Source organism: Brasilonema angustatum (genome assembly GCF_059505445.1).
Genome location: NZ_JCACKO010000055.1, coordinates 1 through 20,749 on the forward strand (window position 1 = coordinate 1; position 20,749 = coordinate 20,749).

The following is a 20,749-nucleotide window of genomic DNA, read 5'->3' on the forward strand; positions in this document are numbered from 1 at the left end:
GTAAAAACCTGGCTTCTTTGTTTTTATTGATTAATTTATTCTTTGGAAGTCCCTAGCTGCAAATAAGTAATAGTTTGTAACTATTCTTGATTCATTGATTTCATTATTTTTTTCTTATTTTAAATATTTGCTTAACTGTCTTAAATGTCTTAACTGTCCATTTAAATATCTGCTTAACTGTCTTAAATGTCTTAACTGTCTTAAGTACAGTTGCATTTTTTTTGTGAAGCTAAGATGATTTATACGCTAAAATTCAAAAGGTGCTTTTACAGTGGGGGGGGAGTTGTAATAAAGGTTACAATACTAATTGCTGAAATTTGGAAAATAGCAGCTAGTAGTCTGCCAAAGTTACTTTATAGGGTGAACCATCTCTGAGAAACCGGGTTTCTTTACCCAGCGAAGTTCTTGTGGTGAAACACTAAGATCAACGATATTAATAGAAAAAGTTTATGCGTATGCGTAGCGTGCGTTTTGCGCTTAGGGTAATGGTTTCGTTCTATATGAATCATATTTTATTTTTGAAAAACACTATGAGATAATACGGGGGTTTTTTTGTCTAAACAAAGAACAATAATAAATCAGCATTTACGAGCCGCAATCTACAGCAAAGTAGCAGCGCTGAATCCCAAGGGGACATGCTAAGGATATAAAGAATTCCTACGGTTCTGTAGGTTTTCCTTTGAAAAATATTGACATTAAAATTATCTGTAACAAATTTAAAGAAATCTAATGGACAAAATTGTACAAAAAAGTTATCCACTCTCCTCTGGACAAGAAGCAATGTGGTTTATCCAGCAAATTTCTCCAGAGAGTGTTGCTTATAATATGTTTATTACTACAATAATTAATTCTTGTTTAAATATTGCTATTGTTGAGCGTATATGGAAAAAAATTATTGAAAATCATCCTATTCTCAGAACCACATATACTAGTCACAGAGGCAAACCCGTTCAGCAAGTTAATCAGCAATATAAATTTAATCTTGAGGTAATAGATGCCATCAGTTGGAGCGAAGACTACTTAAAAGAGAAGATCTTTGCTATTACTGACCGCCCTTTTAACTTAGAAAAAGATTTAGTTTTGAGGGTGAGTTTATTTACTCGTTCACCAGAGGAACACATTCTCTTGCTAACAATGCACCACATTGCAGGTGATCTGTGGTCTTTTGATCTACTGCTAAGTGAATTTCAAACTTTGTATGCTAGAGAAATTGAGCAAGTTAGTCAAAAGCAAACCCAGGTAGTAGCAAATGATTCGACTAATAACAAATCTTATCTAGATTTTGTCCACTGGCAGTCCGAAATGCTTTCCAGCGTTAAGGGAGAAAAACTTTGGCAATACTGGCAACAAAAATTAGCTGGTGAATTGCCAATTTTGAATTTACTTGCAGATAAACCCCGTCCCCCAGTACGGACTTATCAAGAAGCAGCACATATCTTAAAGCTAGATGAACAGTTAGTTCAAAAACTAAAGAATCTAGCTCTAACTTCTGGAACAAGCCTTTATCAGATTCTGCTAGCAGCATTTTACGTGCTACTTTACCGCTACACCAATCAAACAGACATTCTGATAGCAAGTGCAATGAGGGGTCGGTGGGGTAGAGATTTTCAAGAGATTGTCGGCTACTTTGTTAACCTGATCGTTTTACGAACTTCTGTACAGGAAAACGCTACATTCACAGAATTTCTTGCTCAAGTCAGCAAGATAGTTAGAGAAGCCCAAAAACATCAACATTATCCTTTTGCTCTCTTGACAGAACAACTCCAGCCAGAGCGAGATGCCAGTCATTCTCCTATATGTCAAGTTAGTTTTACTTGGCAACGACAACGTTGGTGCGAACCAACACAAAATTCATCGCACATTCAAGAACAAGTGCTTCAGATGGAACCATACCTGCTCGGACATCAACGCGGTGCAGACTTGGATCTAAATTTAATGGTGATGGAAGCTCAGGGAGTATTACAGCTATGCTGGCAATACAATACTGACTTATTTGAAGCGACTACAATCACGGGCATGGAACAGCATTTTGTCAACTTGCTTGAAGGTATTGTTGTTAACTCACAGCAGCAAATTTGGCAATTACCTCTGCTAACAGAAGTTGAGCAGCAGTTATTAGCACAATGGAATAATACTCAAGCAGATTATCCACTAGATAAGTGTATCCATCAGTTGTTTGAGGAGCAGGTTCAGCGCACCCCGGATGCTGTGGCAGTGGTGTTTGAAAACCAACAACTGACTTACCAACAGTTGAATTGTCGCGCAAATAAATTGGCATATTACTTACGCTCTTTGGGTGTAAAACCAGATGTACTGGTAGGGTTGTGCGTAGAGCGTAGTCCCTTAATGATCATCGGACTATTGGCAATACTCAAAGCCGGTGGTGCATACGTACCCCTTGACCCTGAGTATCCCACCGAGCGTCTGAGCTTTATGCTAGAAGACACTCAATTGGGAGTACTGCTCGCCCAACAGCACTTAGTTGATAAATTACCCCTAAATCAAGCAAAACTGGTTTTTATAGATCAAATACAGTCACAACTTGAGTATAACAATCAAGATAATCCTGTTATTGAAGTCACAGCATCTCATCTAGCGAATGTGATTTACACTTCGGGCTCTACGGGTAAACCTAAAGGTGTGATGGTCGAGCATAAAGGACTAGTTAACTTAGCTCAAGCTCAAATTCAAACTTTTAGTGTGCAATCTCATAATCGCGTTCTCCAGTTTGCCTCCCTCAGTTTTGATGCTTCTATCTCAGAAATAATCATGGTTTTGGGATCTGGGGCAACACTTTACTTAGGAACAAAAGACTCACTCATGCCGGGTATGCCCTTAATTGAGCGATTACGCGACTATGGCATTACCCATATCACCCTACCACCATCGGCATTACCAGTCCTACCAGATGAAGAACTCCCATCACTGCAAACAATCATTGTCGCTGGCGAAGCAAGTTCAGTTGAACTAATCAAAAAATGGTCTGTAGGTAGAAACTTCTTTAACGCTTATGGACCGACAGAAGCAAGCGTCTGCGCCACAATAGCTAAATGCACTCCAGAGGACAACAAAGTTACCATTGGTAATCCTATTGCTAACACGCAAGTCTATATTTTAGATTCACGATTACAACCAGTACCAATTGGTGTGCCAGGAGAGTTGCACATTGGTGGTGCAGGATTGGCAAGGGGTTATCTCAACCGAAATAAGTTAACACAAGAGAAATTCATTGCCAATCCCTTCCAAAGAAGCAGAGGAGCAGGGGAGCAGGGGAGCAGGGGGAAAATAGAAGACCAATCCGCTAATTCCGAGCGTTTGTATAAAACTGGGGATTTGGCGCGTTATTTACCAGATGGCAATATCGAATATCTGGGACGTATTGATAATCAAGTAAAAATACGGGGCTTTCGCATTGAGTTAGGAGAAATTGAAGCTGTGCTAACTCAGCTACCAGAAGTTCAAGAAGCAGTAGTCATCGTCAGGGAAGACCAAGACGAAAAACTCGAATCACCACAGAAACTAGAAATATCAACCGGCAAAATAGAACTTTGGCCATCCGTAGCCGAATACTATGTCTATGACGACTTACTGTATTACGCTATGACCAACGACCACCGACGCAACAATAGTTATCAAGTGGCAATTAATCAATTGGTCAAAGATAAAATAGTCGTTGAAATCGGCACAGGTAAAGATGCAATCTTATCCAGATTTTGTGTTGAAGGAGGTGCTAAGAAAATTTATGCAATTGAAAGAAGTGAGGAAATCTGCCGCCAAGCCAGAGCTTGTGTTGAAAAGTTAGGCTTAACAGACAAAATCACAATCATTCATGGCGATGCAACGAAAGTTGATATTCCAAAACTTGCTGATGTTTGCGTCTCGGAAATTGTTGGCACAATTGGTGGCTCGGAAGGAGCAGCAGTAATTATTAATAACGCTAGAAGGTTTCTCAAGCCTGATGGTTTGATGCTTCCTGAAAGAAGTGTGACTAAGATGGCTGCTGTCACTCTCCCAGATGAAATATTACACAACCCCAAATTTGCTGAAACTCCCGCACATTACACCAGAAAAATCTTTGAGCAAGTCGGCTATCCATTTGACTTGAGGGTATGTATTAAGAAATTCCCGCAAGCAAATGTTCTGTCCACTGTAGATGTGTTGGAAGACTTAAAGTTTAATGAATTTGTTAGCCCAGAACTTGACCACAAAGTGGAGTTTAAAATTCAAAAAACTGGGCGAATGGATGGCTTTTTAGTTTGGTTGAATTTGCATACGATTGCTGGTGAAGAAATAGATATTCTCGAACATGAACATTCCTGGGTGCCTGTTTATTTTCCGGTATTTGAACCAGGAATTGAGGTGGAATACGGTGATGTCATCCAAGCAGTTTGTTCTAGAAAACTTTGCGAAAATAATCTTAACCCAGATTATGCAATTAAAGGTCGTTTGCTGAAAAAGAATAGAGAAATTATTAATTTTGAATACGTCTCTTATCATTATAAGAATAATTTTCGACAAACACCTTTCTATCAACGATTATTTGCTGATGATGACATCGTTTCCAAGGTTGACACCTCTGCTGAGAAACGTCTGGTAGCTTACTTAGTCCCCGCTCTTGACCATCAAGTATTACCCCAGCAAGTTGCTCAATGGCAGAGTGAGTACGTCAGTAACTGGCAAATGCTCTATGAGCAAGCATACGGACAACCGCAAGCATCCATAGATGACCCCACATTCAATATCAGTGGTTGGAACAGTTCATACAGCAAACAAGCCATCCCAGATTGGGAAATGCGGGAGTGGGTTGAAAATACAGTCACCCGCATCCTGTCTCTATCACCACAGCAAGTGTTAGAAATTGGTTGTGGAACGGGGTTACTGCTGTCTCGCGTTGCCAAGAATTGCCTTGAATATTGGGGATGTGATTATTCCAGCGCAGCCTTAGCGCACGTTGAGCAGGTATGTAAAACGGTGCTAGGTCTAGATAATGTGCGGCTATTGCACAGAATGGCGGATAATTTTGCAGACATCCCCAAAGGTAAATTCGATACTGTAGTTATCAACTCGGTACTGCAATACTTCCCCAGCGTAGAATATTTGTTGCAGGTTATTGAAGGCGCGATCGCGGCAATTGGTCAACAGGGTACATTATTCGTGGGGGATGTCCGCAGCTTACCTCTGTTGGGATCATTCCATGCCGCAGTGCAGTTGTCCCAAGCAACTGAGGACAGAACTATTGAGCAATGGCAGCGAATGGTACACTCTAGTGTGGCTGCTGAAGAAGAATTGGTGATTGATCCGAGGTTTTTCATTGTCCTCAAACAACGTTTTCCCCAGATTACTTGGGTAGAGATTCAGCCCAAACGCGGTAACAGTCAAAATGAGTTAACCCAATTCCGTTATGATGTTATTCTGCATATCGGTACTGATGTTCAAACAGTGGTAGTTCCTTGGTTAAATTGGCAACTAGATAACCTCTCGTTGACACAGATACAAAATCAACTGCACTCACAACAACCAGAACTTTTAGGAATCAGGCGTGTACCTAATCAACGAGTGCAGCAAGCACTACAGATTTGCCAATGGTTGGAAAATCCTCCTAGTGTCGAAACAGTGGGGCAACTGCGCCAACTGCTAACACAACAGCCAACAGTTGGGATCAATCCTGAAGAGTTTTACCAGTTGGGGCAGCATCTCGGTTACACTGTCCACCTAAGTTGGTGGGAAAGTAGCCAAGATGGTTCATTCGATGTGGTGTTCTATCGCAATCAAGTACATAAGACTGCTTTTTGGGATAGTTCGACAATCACACGCCTTCCTTGGACTGACTACACTAACAATCCTCTATACGGTAAGCTAGTCCAGAAGCTCGTGCCCTTAGTGCGGGAATCTCTGCAACAGAAGCTACCCGATTACATGGTGCCGCAAGCTTTTGTCGTCCTCAACGCCCTGCCCTTAACACCCAATGGTAAGGTGGATCGTCGCGCTTTGCCAACACCTGATACAGCAACTAGAAATCTTTCTACTGGCTTTGTTTTGCCGCGCACGCCCATTGAAGCTCAACTTGCTCAAATCTGGAGTGAAGTCTTAGGAGTTGAACGCATTGGCGTTAAGGATAACTTCTTTGAACTAGGGGGACATTCCCTACTCGCTACCCAAGTTCTGTCAGAAATCAACTCAGCTTTTGGACTCGATCTATCTATACAGATGATGTTCGAGTCTCCCACAGTAGCAGGGATAGCAGCGTACATAGAAGTAGTGGATTTGGTAACACAAAATTTATCAGTTAAAGAAGTCGGTAGTGAGGTAGTGGAGTTTTGAGCATGACTAACAGCATTGTTGAATTCATTCGTCACCTGACAAACTTAAGTATTGAACTAGAGGTCGATGGCGTTAGCGGAGCGGCTCCGGAGGAGCTTCGCTTACGTTGTCATGCACCTGAAGGGGTGTTAACTTCAACACTACGTCAGGAAATAGCTGGGCGGAAAACAGAAATTATGCTGTTTTTACAGCAAGCAAAGCAGGTTAAAGCTGCTCATCAGTTGTCAATTCAACCAGTGCCACGGGACGGTGAACTACCGCTATCTTTTGCACAGCAGCGGCTCTGGTTTTTGCACCAGCTTTCACCCGATAGTCGTTCTTATAATATGCTATTGATTCTGCGGCTAGAGGGGTCGCTGAATATAGTTGCACTAGAGCAAAGCTTGGGTGAACTTGTTTGCCGCCACGAGATTTTAAGAACAACTTTTCCCACAGTAGACGGAAAACCTGTTCAGCGAATTGCCCCTTTTACTGCCTTAACTTTACCAGTCTATGATTTGCAGGGGTTGTCAGTTCAGGAACAAACCGACCGGATTCGGGAAATGGCCAATTCTCAGGCATCTCAGTCCTTCGATCTAGCTGTTGGGCCATTAGTGCAATTCACTTTACTCCAACTGAGTAACCACGAGTATGTACTGCTGTTGAAGATGCACCACATTATCTATGATGGCTGGTCTTTGAACATCTTCTTTGGTGAGTTATCAATAGCTTATGCAGCTTTCACTCAAGGATTGCCCAATCCACTAGCCCAACTGCCCATCCAATACGCTGATTTTGCAGTTTGGCAACGCCAGTGGCTGACAGGCGAAGTCCTAGAACGCCAACTGAATTACTGGCAGCAACAGTTAGCGGGTGTCTCTAGCGTACTAGAACTGCCAACTCATAAACCACGTCCCCCAGTTCAGACCTACATAGGTGGAGTTGAGCGTTTTCAACTGGATCGTCACCTCACACAAAGCCTCAAGCAGCTGAGTCAAGAGTCAGACGCAACGTTGTTTATGACTCTACTGGCAGCTTTTTTGGTGTTAATTTCTCGTTATAGTGGTCAGTTAGATATTGTTGTTGGCTCGCCGATCGCTAACCGCAACAACAAGAGCGTCGAGCAGCTAATGGGTTTTTTTGCTAATACCCTAGCATTAAGGGGTGATCTCTCTGGCAACCCCAGCTTTGCTGACTTCTTAGCGCGAGTGCGGCAAACAACCTTGTCAGCATACGCCCATCAGGACTTGCCCTTTGAGATGTTGGTTGAAAAGCTACAGCCTGAGCGAGATTTGAGTCGTAATCCCCTGGTACAAGTGATGTTTGCCCTTCAGAACGCTTCACTGTCTTTTGGGGATTTGCCAGGTTTAACCATCCAGAACATGTCCGCGCCAATTGATGAAATGGTCAGGTTTGACTTGGAAGTGAACTACTGGGAAGCTTCAGGAGGTTTGGAGGGTGTTTGGAGTTACAGTGCTGATTTATTTGATGCAACGACAATTACTCGCATCGCCCAAAATTTTCAAACTTTACTACAAGCAATTGTTGCCAATTCTAAAGAGCGAATTGCAGAATTACCACTGTTGACGACCGCAGAACGTCATCAATTGTTGGTGGAGTGGAACAACACTCAAGTAGACTATTCTGGTGATAAGTGCATCCATCAGTTATTTGAGGAGCAAGTAGAGCGTACCCCGGATGCTGTAGCAGTTGTATTTGTAGACGCGCAGAGCGCGGCTTCTCGAAGAGTAAATCAACAATTGACTTATCGACAATTGAATTGTCGCGCTAACCAGTTAGCACATTACTTGCAGTCTTTGGGTGTGGGAGCAGATGTGCTGGTAGGGTTATGTGTAGAACGCTCACTGGAAATGCTTGTGGGAGTACTGGGTATTCTCAAAGCGGGTGGGGCTTATGTACCGCTTGACCCTGATTATCCAACTGAGCGTTTGAGCTTTATGCTAGAAGATGCTCAAGTTAAAGTATTGGTAACACAACAGCGATTAGTAGACACTATTCCTCAACATCAAGCGCATGTCATCTGCTTAGACACCGATTGGGAAAAAATTGCTCAAGAATGCTCCTCAAACCCGGAAAATACCGCAGCACTCGATAATTTAGCTTATGTCATCTATACTTCTGGTTCTACAGGGAAGCCCAAAGGTGTTTTAGTCAACCACTCAAATGTAGTGCGTCTGTTTGCAGCGACAAACTCTTGGTATCACTTTAACTCTCAAGATGTCTGGACATTATTCCACTCTTATGCATTTGATTTTTCCGTATGGGAAATTTGGGGTGCTTTGCTTTATGGTGCACGACTGGTAGTAGTGCCATACCTGGTGACGCGATCGCCTGAATCTTTCTATCAATTATTATGTCAAGAAAAAGTTACTATTCTTAATCAAACTCCTTCAGCCTTTCGCCAGTTAATTCAAGCTGAACAATCTATGACGGCTACTGGCGACTTAAACTTACGCCTAGTAATTTTCGGTGGGGAAGCCTTAGAAATCAACAGTTTACAACCTTGGTTTGAACGCCACGGCGATCAGTCGCCTTTGTTAGTGAATATGTATGGAATTACGGAAACCACTGTACATGTAACTTATCGTCCATTAAGCAAAGCTGATTTGAATGGTACGCCAAGTGTAATTGGTCGTCCGATTCCCGACTTACAGGTGTATGTGCTGGATAAATATAAAAAACCAGTACCAATTGGTGTTGCTGGCGAAATGTACGTTGGTGGAAAAGGGGTAGCGCGTGGTTATCTAAATCGTCTTGAACTGACACAACAACGGTTTATCTCTAATCCTTTTAGCAAGAACCCCCAAGCGCGACTATATAAAACAGGAGATAAGGCGCGTTATTTGCCTTCGGGCGAGTTAGAGTATTTAGGGCGCATCGACAATCAAGTAAAAATTCGCGGCTTCCGCATAGAGTTGGGAGAAATTGAGGCATTACTAGCTTCTCACCCAGCCGTGTGGGAAAACGTGGTGATGCTACGAGAGGATGAACCGGGCGACAAACGTTTAGTAGCTTATGTAGTGCCGCAGATTGAACAATCTCCCACAGTCACAGAACTGCGTCACTTTCTGAAAGCAAAGCTACCAGAGTACATGGTGCCAAGTGCTTTTGTGCTGCTGGAGTCTTTACCCCTGACTCCCAACGGCAAAGTAGATCGCCGTGCCCTACCAAAACCAGAGTTAGACAGCACACTGCTAGAAAAATTTGTCGCCCCGCGCACACCCATTGAGGAAATGCTGGCACAAATTTGGGCGCAAGTTTTAAAAGTAGAACAAATTGGCATTCATAATAACTTCTTTGAACTGGGTGGACATTCCCTATTAGCAACGCAACTAGTTTCACGCATCCGCAACATTTTCAAAGTAGAACTACCATTGCGTAGCTTGTTTGCCGCAGCCACAGTTGCCCAATTGGCACAAAAGATTGAGCAGTTACAGCAACAAGACTTAGAACTAACTGCCCTACCCATTTTACCAAGGGCAAGAGATGCAGAATTGCCACTATCATTTGCCCAAGCACGGCTGTGGTTTTTAGACCAGTTCGAGCCGAGCAGTGCTTTCTACAACATACCCTTTGCTTTGCATATAGTCGGAACTCTGAGCGTGACTGCCTTAGAACAAAGCTTACAAGAAATAATTCATCGCCACGAAGCCTTACACACCAACTTCATCACAGTTGATGGACAACCAACGCAAATTATTCAAAAACAGACGAATTGGACAGTATCAGTTGTTGAGTTGCCACATTTGCCAAGCAGTGAACAAGAAATCGTCACACAGCAATTAGCAAAACAACAAGCTATTCAGCCGTTTGACCTGGCAAACCAAGCATTAGTCAGGGCAACATTAGTAGTGCTGTCCGAGACAGAACACGTTTTATTACTGTGTATGCACCATATTGTCTCAGACGGCTGGTCAATGGGTGTGTTTATCCAAGAACTAGCGGCACTGTACAAAGCTTATTCTCAAGGTCAGCCCTCACCGTTAGCACCACTACCTGTGCAATATGCAGATTTCGCCATTTGGCAAAGACAGTGGTTGCAAGGAGATGTACTACAAAGTCAATTGAATTACTGGCAACAAAAACTGGCAGACGCACCAGCTTTATTGTCGCTACCCACAGACCGACCCAGACCTGCTGTGCAGACTGACAACGGAGCATATCAAGAGTTTGCACTTTCACAGAAGCTAACTGGTGAACTGACACAACTGAGTCAGCAACAAGGAGTCACCTTGTTCATGACGCTGTTGGCAGCATTTGATACGCTACTTTATCGTTACACAAGACAAGAAGATATTTTGGTAGGTTCGCCAATTGCTAATCGCGATCGCTGTGAAATAGAAGGGTTAATTGGCTTTTTTGTCAACACTTTGGTCATGCGTTCTAACTTGGCAGGCAACCCCAGTTTTTTGCACCTGTTGGGTCGTGTTCGTTCCATGGCAATGGAGGCATACTCTCATCAGCATTTGCCATTTGAAATGCTGGTGGAAGCATTGCAGCCAGAACGGAATCTGAGCCATACACCACTGTTCCAGGTAATGTTTGTCCTCCAGAATGCGCCCACATCAGGAGTAGAACTGACTGGGCTAAGTGTCAGTCCATTCCCAATCAAAGGCGCAAATGCAAGGTTTGATTTAACTTTAATCATGCATAACACTGCCTCTGGGTTGGTAGGAATTTGGGAGTACAACACTGACTTGTTTGATGCTAGTACCATAGAGCGAATGACGGGTCATTTTGTTACCTTGCTTGAAGGTATTATTGCTAACCCAGAACAGCAAATCTCCCAATTGCCCCTACTGACACAACAGGAACAACAAAAGTTACTTGTCGAGTGGAACGATACAGGGGTGAGTTATCCACTCGATAAGTGCATTCATCAGTTGTTTGAGGAGCAGGTGGAGCATACACCCAATGCAGTGGCAGTAGAGTTTGTAGACGCGCAGAGCGCGGCTTCTCGAAGAGTAAATCAACAACTTACTTACTATGAATTAAACTACCGCGCTAACCAGTTGGCGCACTACTTGCGCTCATTGGGTGTAAAACCAGATGTCTTAGTCGGTCTGTGTGTAGAGCGTTCTTTAGAGATGGTCATAGGACTACTAGGGATTCTCAAAGCAGGTGGTGCATACTTGCCACTTGATCCTGAGTATCCGCCTGAGCGTTTGAGCTTTGTTTTAGAAGATGCTCAAGTTTCAGTTTTGCTAACCCAGCAGTCACTCGTTGACAGACTACCTGAGCATCAAGCAAAGCTTGTTTGTTTAGATACTGACGCTGAACTGATTTCCCAGTTCAGTCAAGATAATCTTATCTCTGGCGTACAAGCCAATAATTTAGCTTATATAATTTATACTTCTGGTTCTACAGGTCAACCTAAGGGTATAGCCATGAATCAGCTTGCCCTTTGCAATTTGATTATGTGGCATAGGGACAATCTGAAAATTGCTCGTGGAGCAAAAACCCTGCAATTTGCTTCGATTAACTTTGATGTCTCCTTCCAAGAAATATTCACCACCTGGTGTTCTGGAGGCACACTGTTCCTAACTGGGGAGGAATTACGCCGAGATGCCTCAGCTTTGTTAGGTTTTCTTCAACAAAAAGCTGTTGAAAGACTATTTGTTCCCTTTGTTGCCTTACAGCAACTAGCTGAAATTGCTGTTGGTAGCGAATTAGTTAATACTCATTTGAGAGAAATCATTACCGCTGGGGAACAGTTGCAGATTACTCCCGCTATTTCTCAATGGTTTAGCAAACTAAGTGATTGTACATTGCACAATCATTATGGACCGTCAGAGAGCCATTTAGCTACCAGTTTTACTCTGAATAATTCAGTAGAGACTTGGCCGCTACTTCCTCCGATTGGGCGACCTATTGCCAATACACAAATCTACATACTAGATAAATATTTACAGCCTGTACCCGTTGGTGTACCAGGAGAATTGTATATTGCTGGTGTCCTTTTAGCGCAAGGCTACTTCAACCGAAGCGAGTTAACAAAAGAGAAATTTATCCCTAACCCCTTTAAAAGAAGCAGGGGAGCAGAGGAGCAGGGTAGCAGAGGGGAAACTTTTAATTCTTCTGAGTGCCTTTACAAAACAGGAGACTTAGCACGCTATTTACCTGATGGTAACATCGAATCCTTAGGACGCATTGACAATCAAGTTAAAATTCGAGGTTTCCGTATTGAGTTGGGTGAAATTGAAGCAGTACTGAGCCAACATAGTCATGTGCAGGCATCTTGTGCGATCGCCCGCGAAGACATTCCTGGGAACAAACGCCTAGTCGCTTACATTGTGCCTCAAAAAGAGCAGACACTCACAGTTAGCGAACTGCGTGGCTATCTGAAGGAAAAGTTACCAGAATATATGGTGCCAAGTGCAATAGTTATCTTAGAAGCTCTACCGCTTACCCCCAACGGTAAACTAGACCGTCGCGCTTTGCCAGCACCAGATTTACACAGCCAATTATTGGACAAATATGTTGCCCCACGTAACCCAATCGAAGAAATTCTGTCACTAATTTGGGCGCAAGTGCTAAAAGTAGAGCAAGTGGGTATTTATGATAACTTCTTTGAACTTGGAGGACACTCGTTACTAGCAACGCAACTAGTTTCACGCGTGCGTACCAGCTTGAAAGTAGAACTACCATTACGTAGTTTATTTGCTGCACCAACAGTTGCAGAATTGGCGCAACCGATTGGGCAATTGCAGCAACAAGATTTAAAACTCACAGCATTACCCATCGTACCAAGAGCTGAGAATGCAGAATTACCACTGTCGTTTGCCCAAACACGGCTATGGTTTTTAGACAAGTTAAACCCAAGCAGCGGCTTCTACAATATACCCTTAGCTTTGCGTCTAGTCGGAACTCTTGAAGTTGCAACTTTAGAACAAAGCTTACAAGAAATTATTCATCGTCACGAAGCTTTACGCACCAACTTCATCACAGTTGATGGACAACCAACGCAAATTATTAGGGAGCACTTCGACAAGCTCAGTGCATCGCAGGGAGCAGGGAACACTTCGACAAGCTCAGTGCATCGCAGGGAGCAAGGGACTGTATCAATTATTGACTGGCAACATCTGCCAACACTTGTACTGAGCGAAGTCGAAGTGAGTGAACAAGAAATTGCTTTGCAGCAATTGGCGCAAGAAGAAGCGCAACGACCTTTTGACCTGGCAACTGAAGCATTAATCAGGGCAAAATTAGTAGTGCTGTCCGAGACAGAACACGCCTTATTAATGTGTATGCATCACATTGTTTTTGATGGTTGGTCAATGGGTGTGTTTGTTCAAGAACTAACAGCGCTGTACAATGCTTATTCTCAAGGTCAACCGTCACCGTTAGCACCACTGTCTGTGCAGTACGCAGATTTCGCCATTTGGCAAAGAGACTGGTTGCAAGGAGATGTATTACAAAGTCAGCTGAATTACTGGCAACAACAACTAAAAGATGCACCAGCTTTGTTGTCGTTACCCACAGACCGACCAAGACCTGCTGTGCAGACTTTCGCTGGAACATATCAACAGTTTACACTTTCAGTTGAGTTAACTGATAGATTAGTAAAACTGAGCCAGGAGCAAGGTTGTACCCTCTTTATGACGCTGTTGGCAGCTTATGATACGCTGCTTTACCGCTACACAGGACAAGAGGACATTTTGGTGGGTTCGCCAATTGCTAATCGCGATCGCAGTGATATAGAAGGGTTAATTGGCTTTTTTGTCAACACCTTAGTCATGCGTTCTAACTTGGCAGGTAATCCAAGTTTTAGCGAATTATTAAGTCGTGTTCGAGAAGTAGCTTTAGGAGCGTATGCTCATCAAAACTTACCTTTTGAAATGCTGGTAGAAGCATTGCAGCCAGAACGGGATCTCAGCTATACACCACTATTCCAGGTGATGTTTGCTCTCCAGAATGTGTCCACATCTCAAATAGAGTTGACTGGGTTGACTGTTACTCCATTGATAGCAGAAGGCGCAACGGCAAAGTTTGATTTAAGTTTATTAATGCAAAACACCGCTACTGGCCTGGTGGGTTTTTGGGAATACAACACTGACTTGTTTGATGCTAGTACCATTGAGCTACTGACTGATCATTTTGTGACCTTGCTTGAAGGTATTATTGTTAACCCACAGCAGCAAATCTCACAATTGCCACTGTTGACAGCAGCTGAACAACAGCAGTTATTAGTGGAATGGAATGATACTCAAGCAGATTATCCTTCTGATAAGTGTATTCATCAGTTGTTTGAGGAGCAAGTTCAGCGCACACCCAATGCTGTAGCAGTCGTTTTTGTAGACGCGCAGAGCGCGGCTTCTCGAAGAGTAGATCGACAACTAACCTATGAGCAGTTGAACAGTCGTGCTAACCAGTTGGCTCATCACTTACGCTCATTGGGTGTAAAACCAGATGTGCTGGTGGGTATTTGCGTAGAACGTTCTTTAGATATGGTGGTAGGACTGTTGGGGATTCTTAAGGCAGGGGGAGCTTATGTACCACTTGACCCAGAGTATCCTACTGAACGCTTGAGCTTTATGCTAGAAGATGCTCAAGTACCAGTGTTGCTGACTCAACAGCGACTTATTGACAGACTTCCTGAGCATCAAGCAAAACTTGTCTGTTTAGATGAAACTTGGGAACAAATTGCCCAAAACAGTCAAGATAACCCAACCAGTGGAGTCAAAGCTTTTCATCTAGCGAATGTGATTTACACTTCAGGATCTACAGGTAGACCTAAAGGTGTCATGGTTGAGCATAAGGGATTATGCAACTTAGCTCAAGCTCAGATTCAAACTTTTGGTGTAGACTCTGATAGTCGCGTTCTCCAATTTGCTTCTTTGAGTTTTGATGCTTCTATTTGGGAAGTCATGATGGCTCTAGGTTCAGGTGGAACGCTTTACCTGGGAACAAAAGACTCTCTACTGCCAGGAAAACCGTTGATTGAGCAATTAGGCAATCATTCCATTACTCATATCACGCTACCACCATCAGCGTTAGCAGTTATGCCTGTGGAGGAACTTCCAGCACTGCAAACAATAATTGTAGCAGGAGAAGCTTGTGCTACTGAATTAATTAGGCAATGGTCTGCTGGCAGAAACTTCTTCAATGCCTACGGACCGACAGAAGCTACTGTCTGTGCCACGGTCGCAAAATGCAATGACGATGAGAAAATATCTATTGGTAAGGCGATCGCCAACACACAAGTCTACATCTTAGACGAAAATTTACAACCAGTGCCTGTGGGTGTGTCAGGAGAGTTGCATATCGGTGGTGTTGGGTTGGCAAGAGGCTACCTCAACCGTCCAGAGTTGACACAAGAGAAATTCATCTCCAATCCATTTGAGGAGAAAGGAGAGAGTAAATTATATAAAACCGGAGACTTAGCACGTTATTTACCAGATGGCAATATTGAATACCTGGGACGCATTGACAATCAGGTAAAAATTCGGGGCTTCCGCATTGAATTGGCAGAAATAAAAACACTACTGGGGCAACATGGGGATGTGCAAAACTGTTGTATCATTGCTCATGAAGGAACTCCGAGTAATACTTGTACTGAGCGAAGTCGAAGTAAGCGCTTAGTCGCCTATGTAGTGCCACAAAAAGATGTGACACCCACAACGGATGAACTGCGTCAATTCCTTTCCAATAAACTGCCTGGGTATATGGTGCCAACTGCTTTTGTGATGTTGGAGTCCTTACCCCTGACACCTAATGGTAAAGTAGACCGTCGCGCTCTGCCTAACCCAGATTTACATCAGGAACTGTCAGATTATGTCATGCCAAATACAGAAGCAGAAAAAATCATTGCTGGCATTTGGCAAAAAGCATTAGCAGTAGAAAAGGTAGGAATTTACAATAATTTCTTCGAGCTAGGAGGTCATTCGTTACTCCTAGTAAAAATTAATCAGCGATTGCAAGAAGAATTTGGTTTTGAACTATCCATCGTTGATATGTTTAATTACCCAACGATACATAGTTTAAGCCAATACTTAAGTGCTAAAATAAAAAAAGAAGATATAATAAATGAAAAAAAATATCGTAGTCAATCTCATAGTGAAAGTAAAACTTTAAGAAACCAACAATTACAATCGCGGCAACAATATCGCTCTCAGAGAAAAAGGTAAAAATGACAATAAATCCAGTAGATAATAATGAATTTAACAATTATGAAATAGCAATAATTGCTGTTGCGGGTAAATTTCCGGGCGCAAAAGATGTTGAATCATTTTGGCAGAATTTACGAGAGGGTGTAGAATCTATCTCCTGGCTAACAGATGAAGAATTGATCAATTCTGGCGTTTCTCTAGATTTGCTGAATAACCCTAATTATGTAAAAGCTAATGCTGTTCTATCAGACATTGAATTGTTTGATGCAAATTTCTTTGCTTACAGTGCTAAAGAAGCTGAGTTAATAGATCCACAACAACGTCTTTTTTTAGAATTGGCTTGGGAAGCCGTAGAAAAAGCTGGTTATGATCCACAAACTTATAATGGTTTAATCGGGGTTTATGGTGGTGTAGGTATGAGTAGGTATTTGCTCAATAACCTCTACCCTAATCATCAATTATTAGAAACGATTGACCCGATCCAATTAGCATGTTCTAACGATAAAGATTTTTTACCTACACGAGTTGCATATAAGCTTAACTTGACAGGTCCCGCAGTAAATGTGCAAACAGCCTGTTCTACTTCTTTGGTTGCTGTTCATTTAGCTTGCCAAGGTCTCTTAAATGGTGAATGTGACATAGCTTTAGCTGGTGGAGTTACTCTCAGCATTCCCCAAAAAATAGGTTATTTACATCAAGAGGGAATGATTCTTTCTCCTGATGGACACTGCCGTGCTTTTGATGCTAAAGCAGAAGGAACAATTGCTGGTAGCGGTGCTGGTATTGTGGTATTGAAAAGATTAAAGGATGCGATCGCCGATCGCGACTACATCCATGCCATTATTAAAGGTTCAGCGATTAATAACGATGGTGCAATGAAAGTGGGCTTCACTGCTCCTAGTGGTAGCGGTCAAGCAGCAGTCATTGGCGAGGCTCAAGCTATAGCGGGTGTAGATGCTGAAACAATTTCCTACATCGAAGCTCATGGTACTGCTACACCTATAGGAGATCCGATTGAAATTGCTGCTTTAACTCAAGCTTTTAGGCAAACTACTGATAAAAAAGGTTTCTGCGCTATTGGTTCGCTAAAAACCAACTTGGGACATTTAGATACAGCAGCAGGTGTCGCAGGTTTGATTAAAACTGTATTAGCACTGCAACATAAAATGCTGCCTCCTAGTTTGCACTTCGAGACACCATCACCCAAAATTGATTTTGCCAACAGTCCTTTTTATGTCAATACAACTTTGACTGAATGGCAAACAAACAACAACACCCCTCGCCGCGCTGGAGTTAGTTCTTTTGGGATGGGTGGTACGAATGCTCATGTCATTTTAGAAGAAGCAATACCAGTCAACACTCAACAGTCAACAGTTAACAGTAAATACGTTCTGTTGTGTCTGTCGGCTAAGACTGCGAGTGCGCTGGAGAAGGCGACAGCTAATTTAGTTACGCATTTAAAGGGACATCCTGAGCTTAACTTGGGTGATGTAGCTTATACCCTCAATAGTGGTCGCCGGGGTTTTAATTACCGACGGATGCTAGTTTGTCAAGACTTAGAAGATGCTGTCAAAACTCTCAGTAGTTTAGAGTCAAAACAAGTTTTTACTAATTATACAGAGATTACAGAACGGTCTGTTGTTTTTATGTTTCCTGGTCAAGGTTCTCAGTATGTGAACATGGCACGGGAAATTTATCAAACCGAGACAGTATTTCAAGAACAAGTTGATTATTGCTCAGAAATTCTTAAACCCCTACTAGGGCTAGATTTACGTCATATTCTTTACCCCAGTGACGAAAATATTGATGAGGTATCAAAGCAACTTCAACAAACAGGAATTGCCCAAAGCGCTATTTTTGTAATTGAATACGCTCTAGCTAAATTATGGCAGTCATGGGGAGTGGAACCACAAGCTGCGATCGGTCATAGTATTGGCGAGTATGTAGCAGCAACTCTAGCAGAAGTTTTTTCCCTAGAAGATGCGTTATCTCTGGTAGCAGCACGCGGACAGATGATGCAGCAACTTCCCACTGGAGCAATGCTTTCTGTTCCTCTGCCTGTAGATAAGATAAAATTCTTATTAGGGCAAGAACTTTCTATTGCAGCGATTAATCAACCATCGCAGTGCATAGTATCCGGTTCAACAGCAGCCATAGATGTGCTACAAAATCAGCTTGCTGCTCAAGGTATTGAATGTCGCCGCCTGCATACTTCCCATGCTTTCCATTCGCACATGATGGAACCAATCTTAGAGGCATTTGCAGAGCGAGTCAAAAAGGTTACTTTAAATCCTCCAAAACTTCCTTATATTTCCAACCTTACTGGCACTTGGATAACAGTCACCCAAGCAACAAATCCTGACTACTACGCTCAACATCTGCGTTTCACAGTGCTGTTTGCCCAAGGTGTAGAGAAATTACTAGCAATACCTGAGCAAATATTACTAGAAATAGGACCAGGACACACACTAACTACATTAGTCAAAAGACATCCAGACAAAGCATCTGCACAAACAGTCTTAACTTCGGTACGTCATCCTCAAGAAAAGCAATCCGATAGTCATGTTTTATTCAACACATTAGGTCAACTCTGGTTGACTGGGGTCAAAGTAGATTGGTTTGGATTCTATAGTCATCAAGAATACTATCGTCTTCCTTTACCGACTTATCCCTTTGAACGCGAACTATATTGGATTGATCCCCCAGAAAAAACAGCTTGGGGACAGTTGCAAACTTTACCCACAACATCACAATTGTGGACATCGCTTACACAAGCAGGTCAAAAGCAAGCAAGTGTTAGAAATGCTGAACTCAACGAGTTAACATATCAAGAAAACAGACAGTGCTTAGATCGTTTATGCACAGCCTACATAAACTCTGCATTCCAGCAATTAGGAGCTTTTAGCAATCCTGAAGAAAAGTATTCTTTAGAGAATTTATTGGCGCAAGGTCAGATCACTCCCCGCTATCAGCAGTTGTTTTCTAGATGGTTACAAATATTGGTGGAACAAGGACAACTACAGCAGCAGGAGGGATTATTTACTCGGTTCGTGCCATGTTCACAACATATTAATGAACATTTAGAAGAAGTCCAAGCGAGGTTCGCTTCTACATCTTTAGTAGATTTAGATTTAGTGCAACGCTGTGGTGAAAATTTAGCTGCTATTGTTCTTGGTGAACAAGAACCATTAGAGATTTTCAATGAACTGGTTTACCAAAAACAAAACAAAGGTTCATATTTAGAAGGAGAAAACAACGGTTCACATCCAGAATCTTCCTTAATTACTTACTACAACTCTATCTTGCGCTCAAGCTTGGAACAGGTGGTCAAGTCATTACCATCATCTGTTCACCTGAGAGTTCTAGAAATTGGTGCAGGTACTGGTGTGTCTACACAAGCATTATTACCTGTGTTACCACCCAAACAAACCGATTATACTTTTACTGATATTGGTAGCGCCTTCCTGACTCAAGCTCAACAGAAGTTTAAAGACTATCCATTTGTCGAATATCGATTACTAGACATAGACAAATCTCCAACTGAGCAAGGGTTTGAAAAGTATAGCTTTGATGTAGTCATAGCTTCTAATGTGTTGCACGCAACTCGGAATATAGATCAAACACTCCACCATGTACGCTCTTTATTAGCTCCTGGCGGCTTCCTCTTATTATGGGAAATAACTCAGCCGAAAATAGAGTTTGATATCACTTGGGGTTTACTGTTGAAACCTTTAGACGATAAAAGACGTAACCTAGGTCAGCCTTTTATCATAAAAGACCAGTGGTTTGAAGCACTATACGCTCAAGATTTTGTTCAATTTGCCGCTTTTCCTGAAACTGATGCGTTGGAACATCAAATTATTATGGCTGTTGCTTCTGCATCAGCCGCATTTAGTACAAAATCTCGGCAAAAAGAGACTGACGAAAAATCAGAGATTTCATTACAAAGAAAGCCGGATGTTTTTCAATCAGAAAAATTATCTACACTCCACTCAAGACCCGATTTGCCCAATTATTATATAGCTCCCCGTGATGACAAAGAGCAAACAATTGCCGACATTTGGCAAGAATTATTAGGAATTAAACAGGTAGGAATTCATGACAACTTTTTTGAATTAGGAGGAGATTCTTTAATAGCCGTTCAGGTTATATCCCGATTACGAAATGATTTCTCTACTAAATTATCTGTAGCAAGTTTTTTTGAATCGCCCACAATAGCTGATTTAGCACAAAAACTAGAAGAAAAACAAGTGAGAAAAAATAGAAAGGCAGGTGCAATTGGTAGAGAGAAGATAGAAATATGAGCAAAATGAAAAAGT

The 20,749-nt window shown here is 42.3% G+C and carries 3 protein-coding genes; all 3 read left to right on the forward strand.

Going from position 1 to position 20,749, the window contains the following annotated elements:
- Positions 1-729: 729 nt before the first annotated feature.
- Genes AC5JM2_RS11985 through AC5JM2_RS11995 form a run of 3 tightly spaced genes read left to right on the forward strand, consistent with a single transcriptional unit; the run spans position 730 to position 20,734 of the window.
- Positions 730-6,321 (forward strand): amino acid adenylation domain-containing protein, encoded by a 5,592-nt coding sequence (locus AC5JM2_RS11985; protein ID WP_495835103.1) that lies wholly within the window; start codon positions 730-732, stop codon positions 6,319-6,321.
- A 2-nt stretch (positions 6,322-6,323) separates the two neighbouring features.
- Positions 6,324-16,448: an amino acid adenylation domain-containing protein gene (locus AC5JM2_RS11990; RefSeq protein WP_495835104.1), complete on the forward strand. Its 10,125-nt coding sequence runs from the start codon at positions 6,324-6,326 to the stop codon at positions 16,446-16,448.
- A gap of 2 nt (positions 16,449-16,450) precedes the next feature.
- The gene (locus AC5JM2_RS11995; protein ID WP_495835105.1) at positions 16,451-20,734 is read left to right on the forward strand and encodes a beta-ketoacyl synthase N-terminal-like domain-containing protein; all 4,284 of its coding nucleotides are present in this window, start codon (positions 16,451-16,453) and stop codon (positions 20,732-20,734) included.
- Positions 20,735-20,749: the final 15 nt, after the last annotated feature.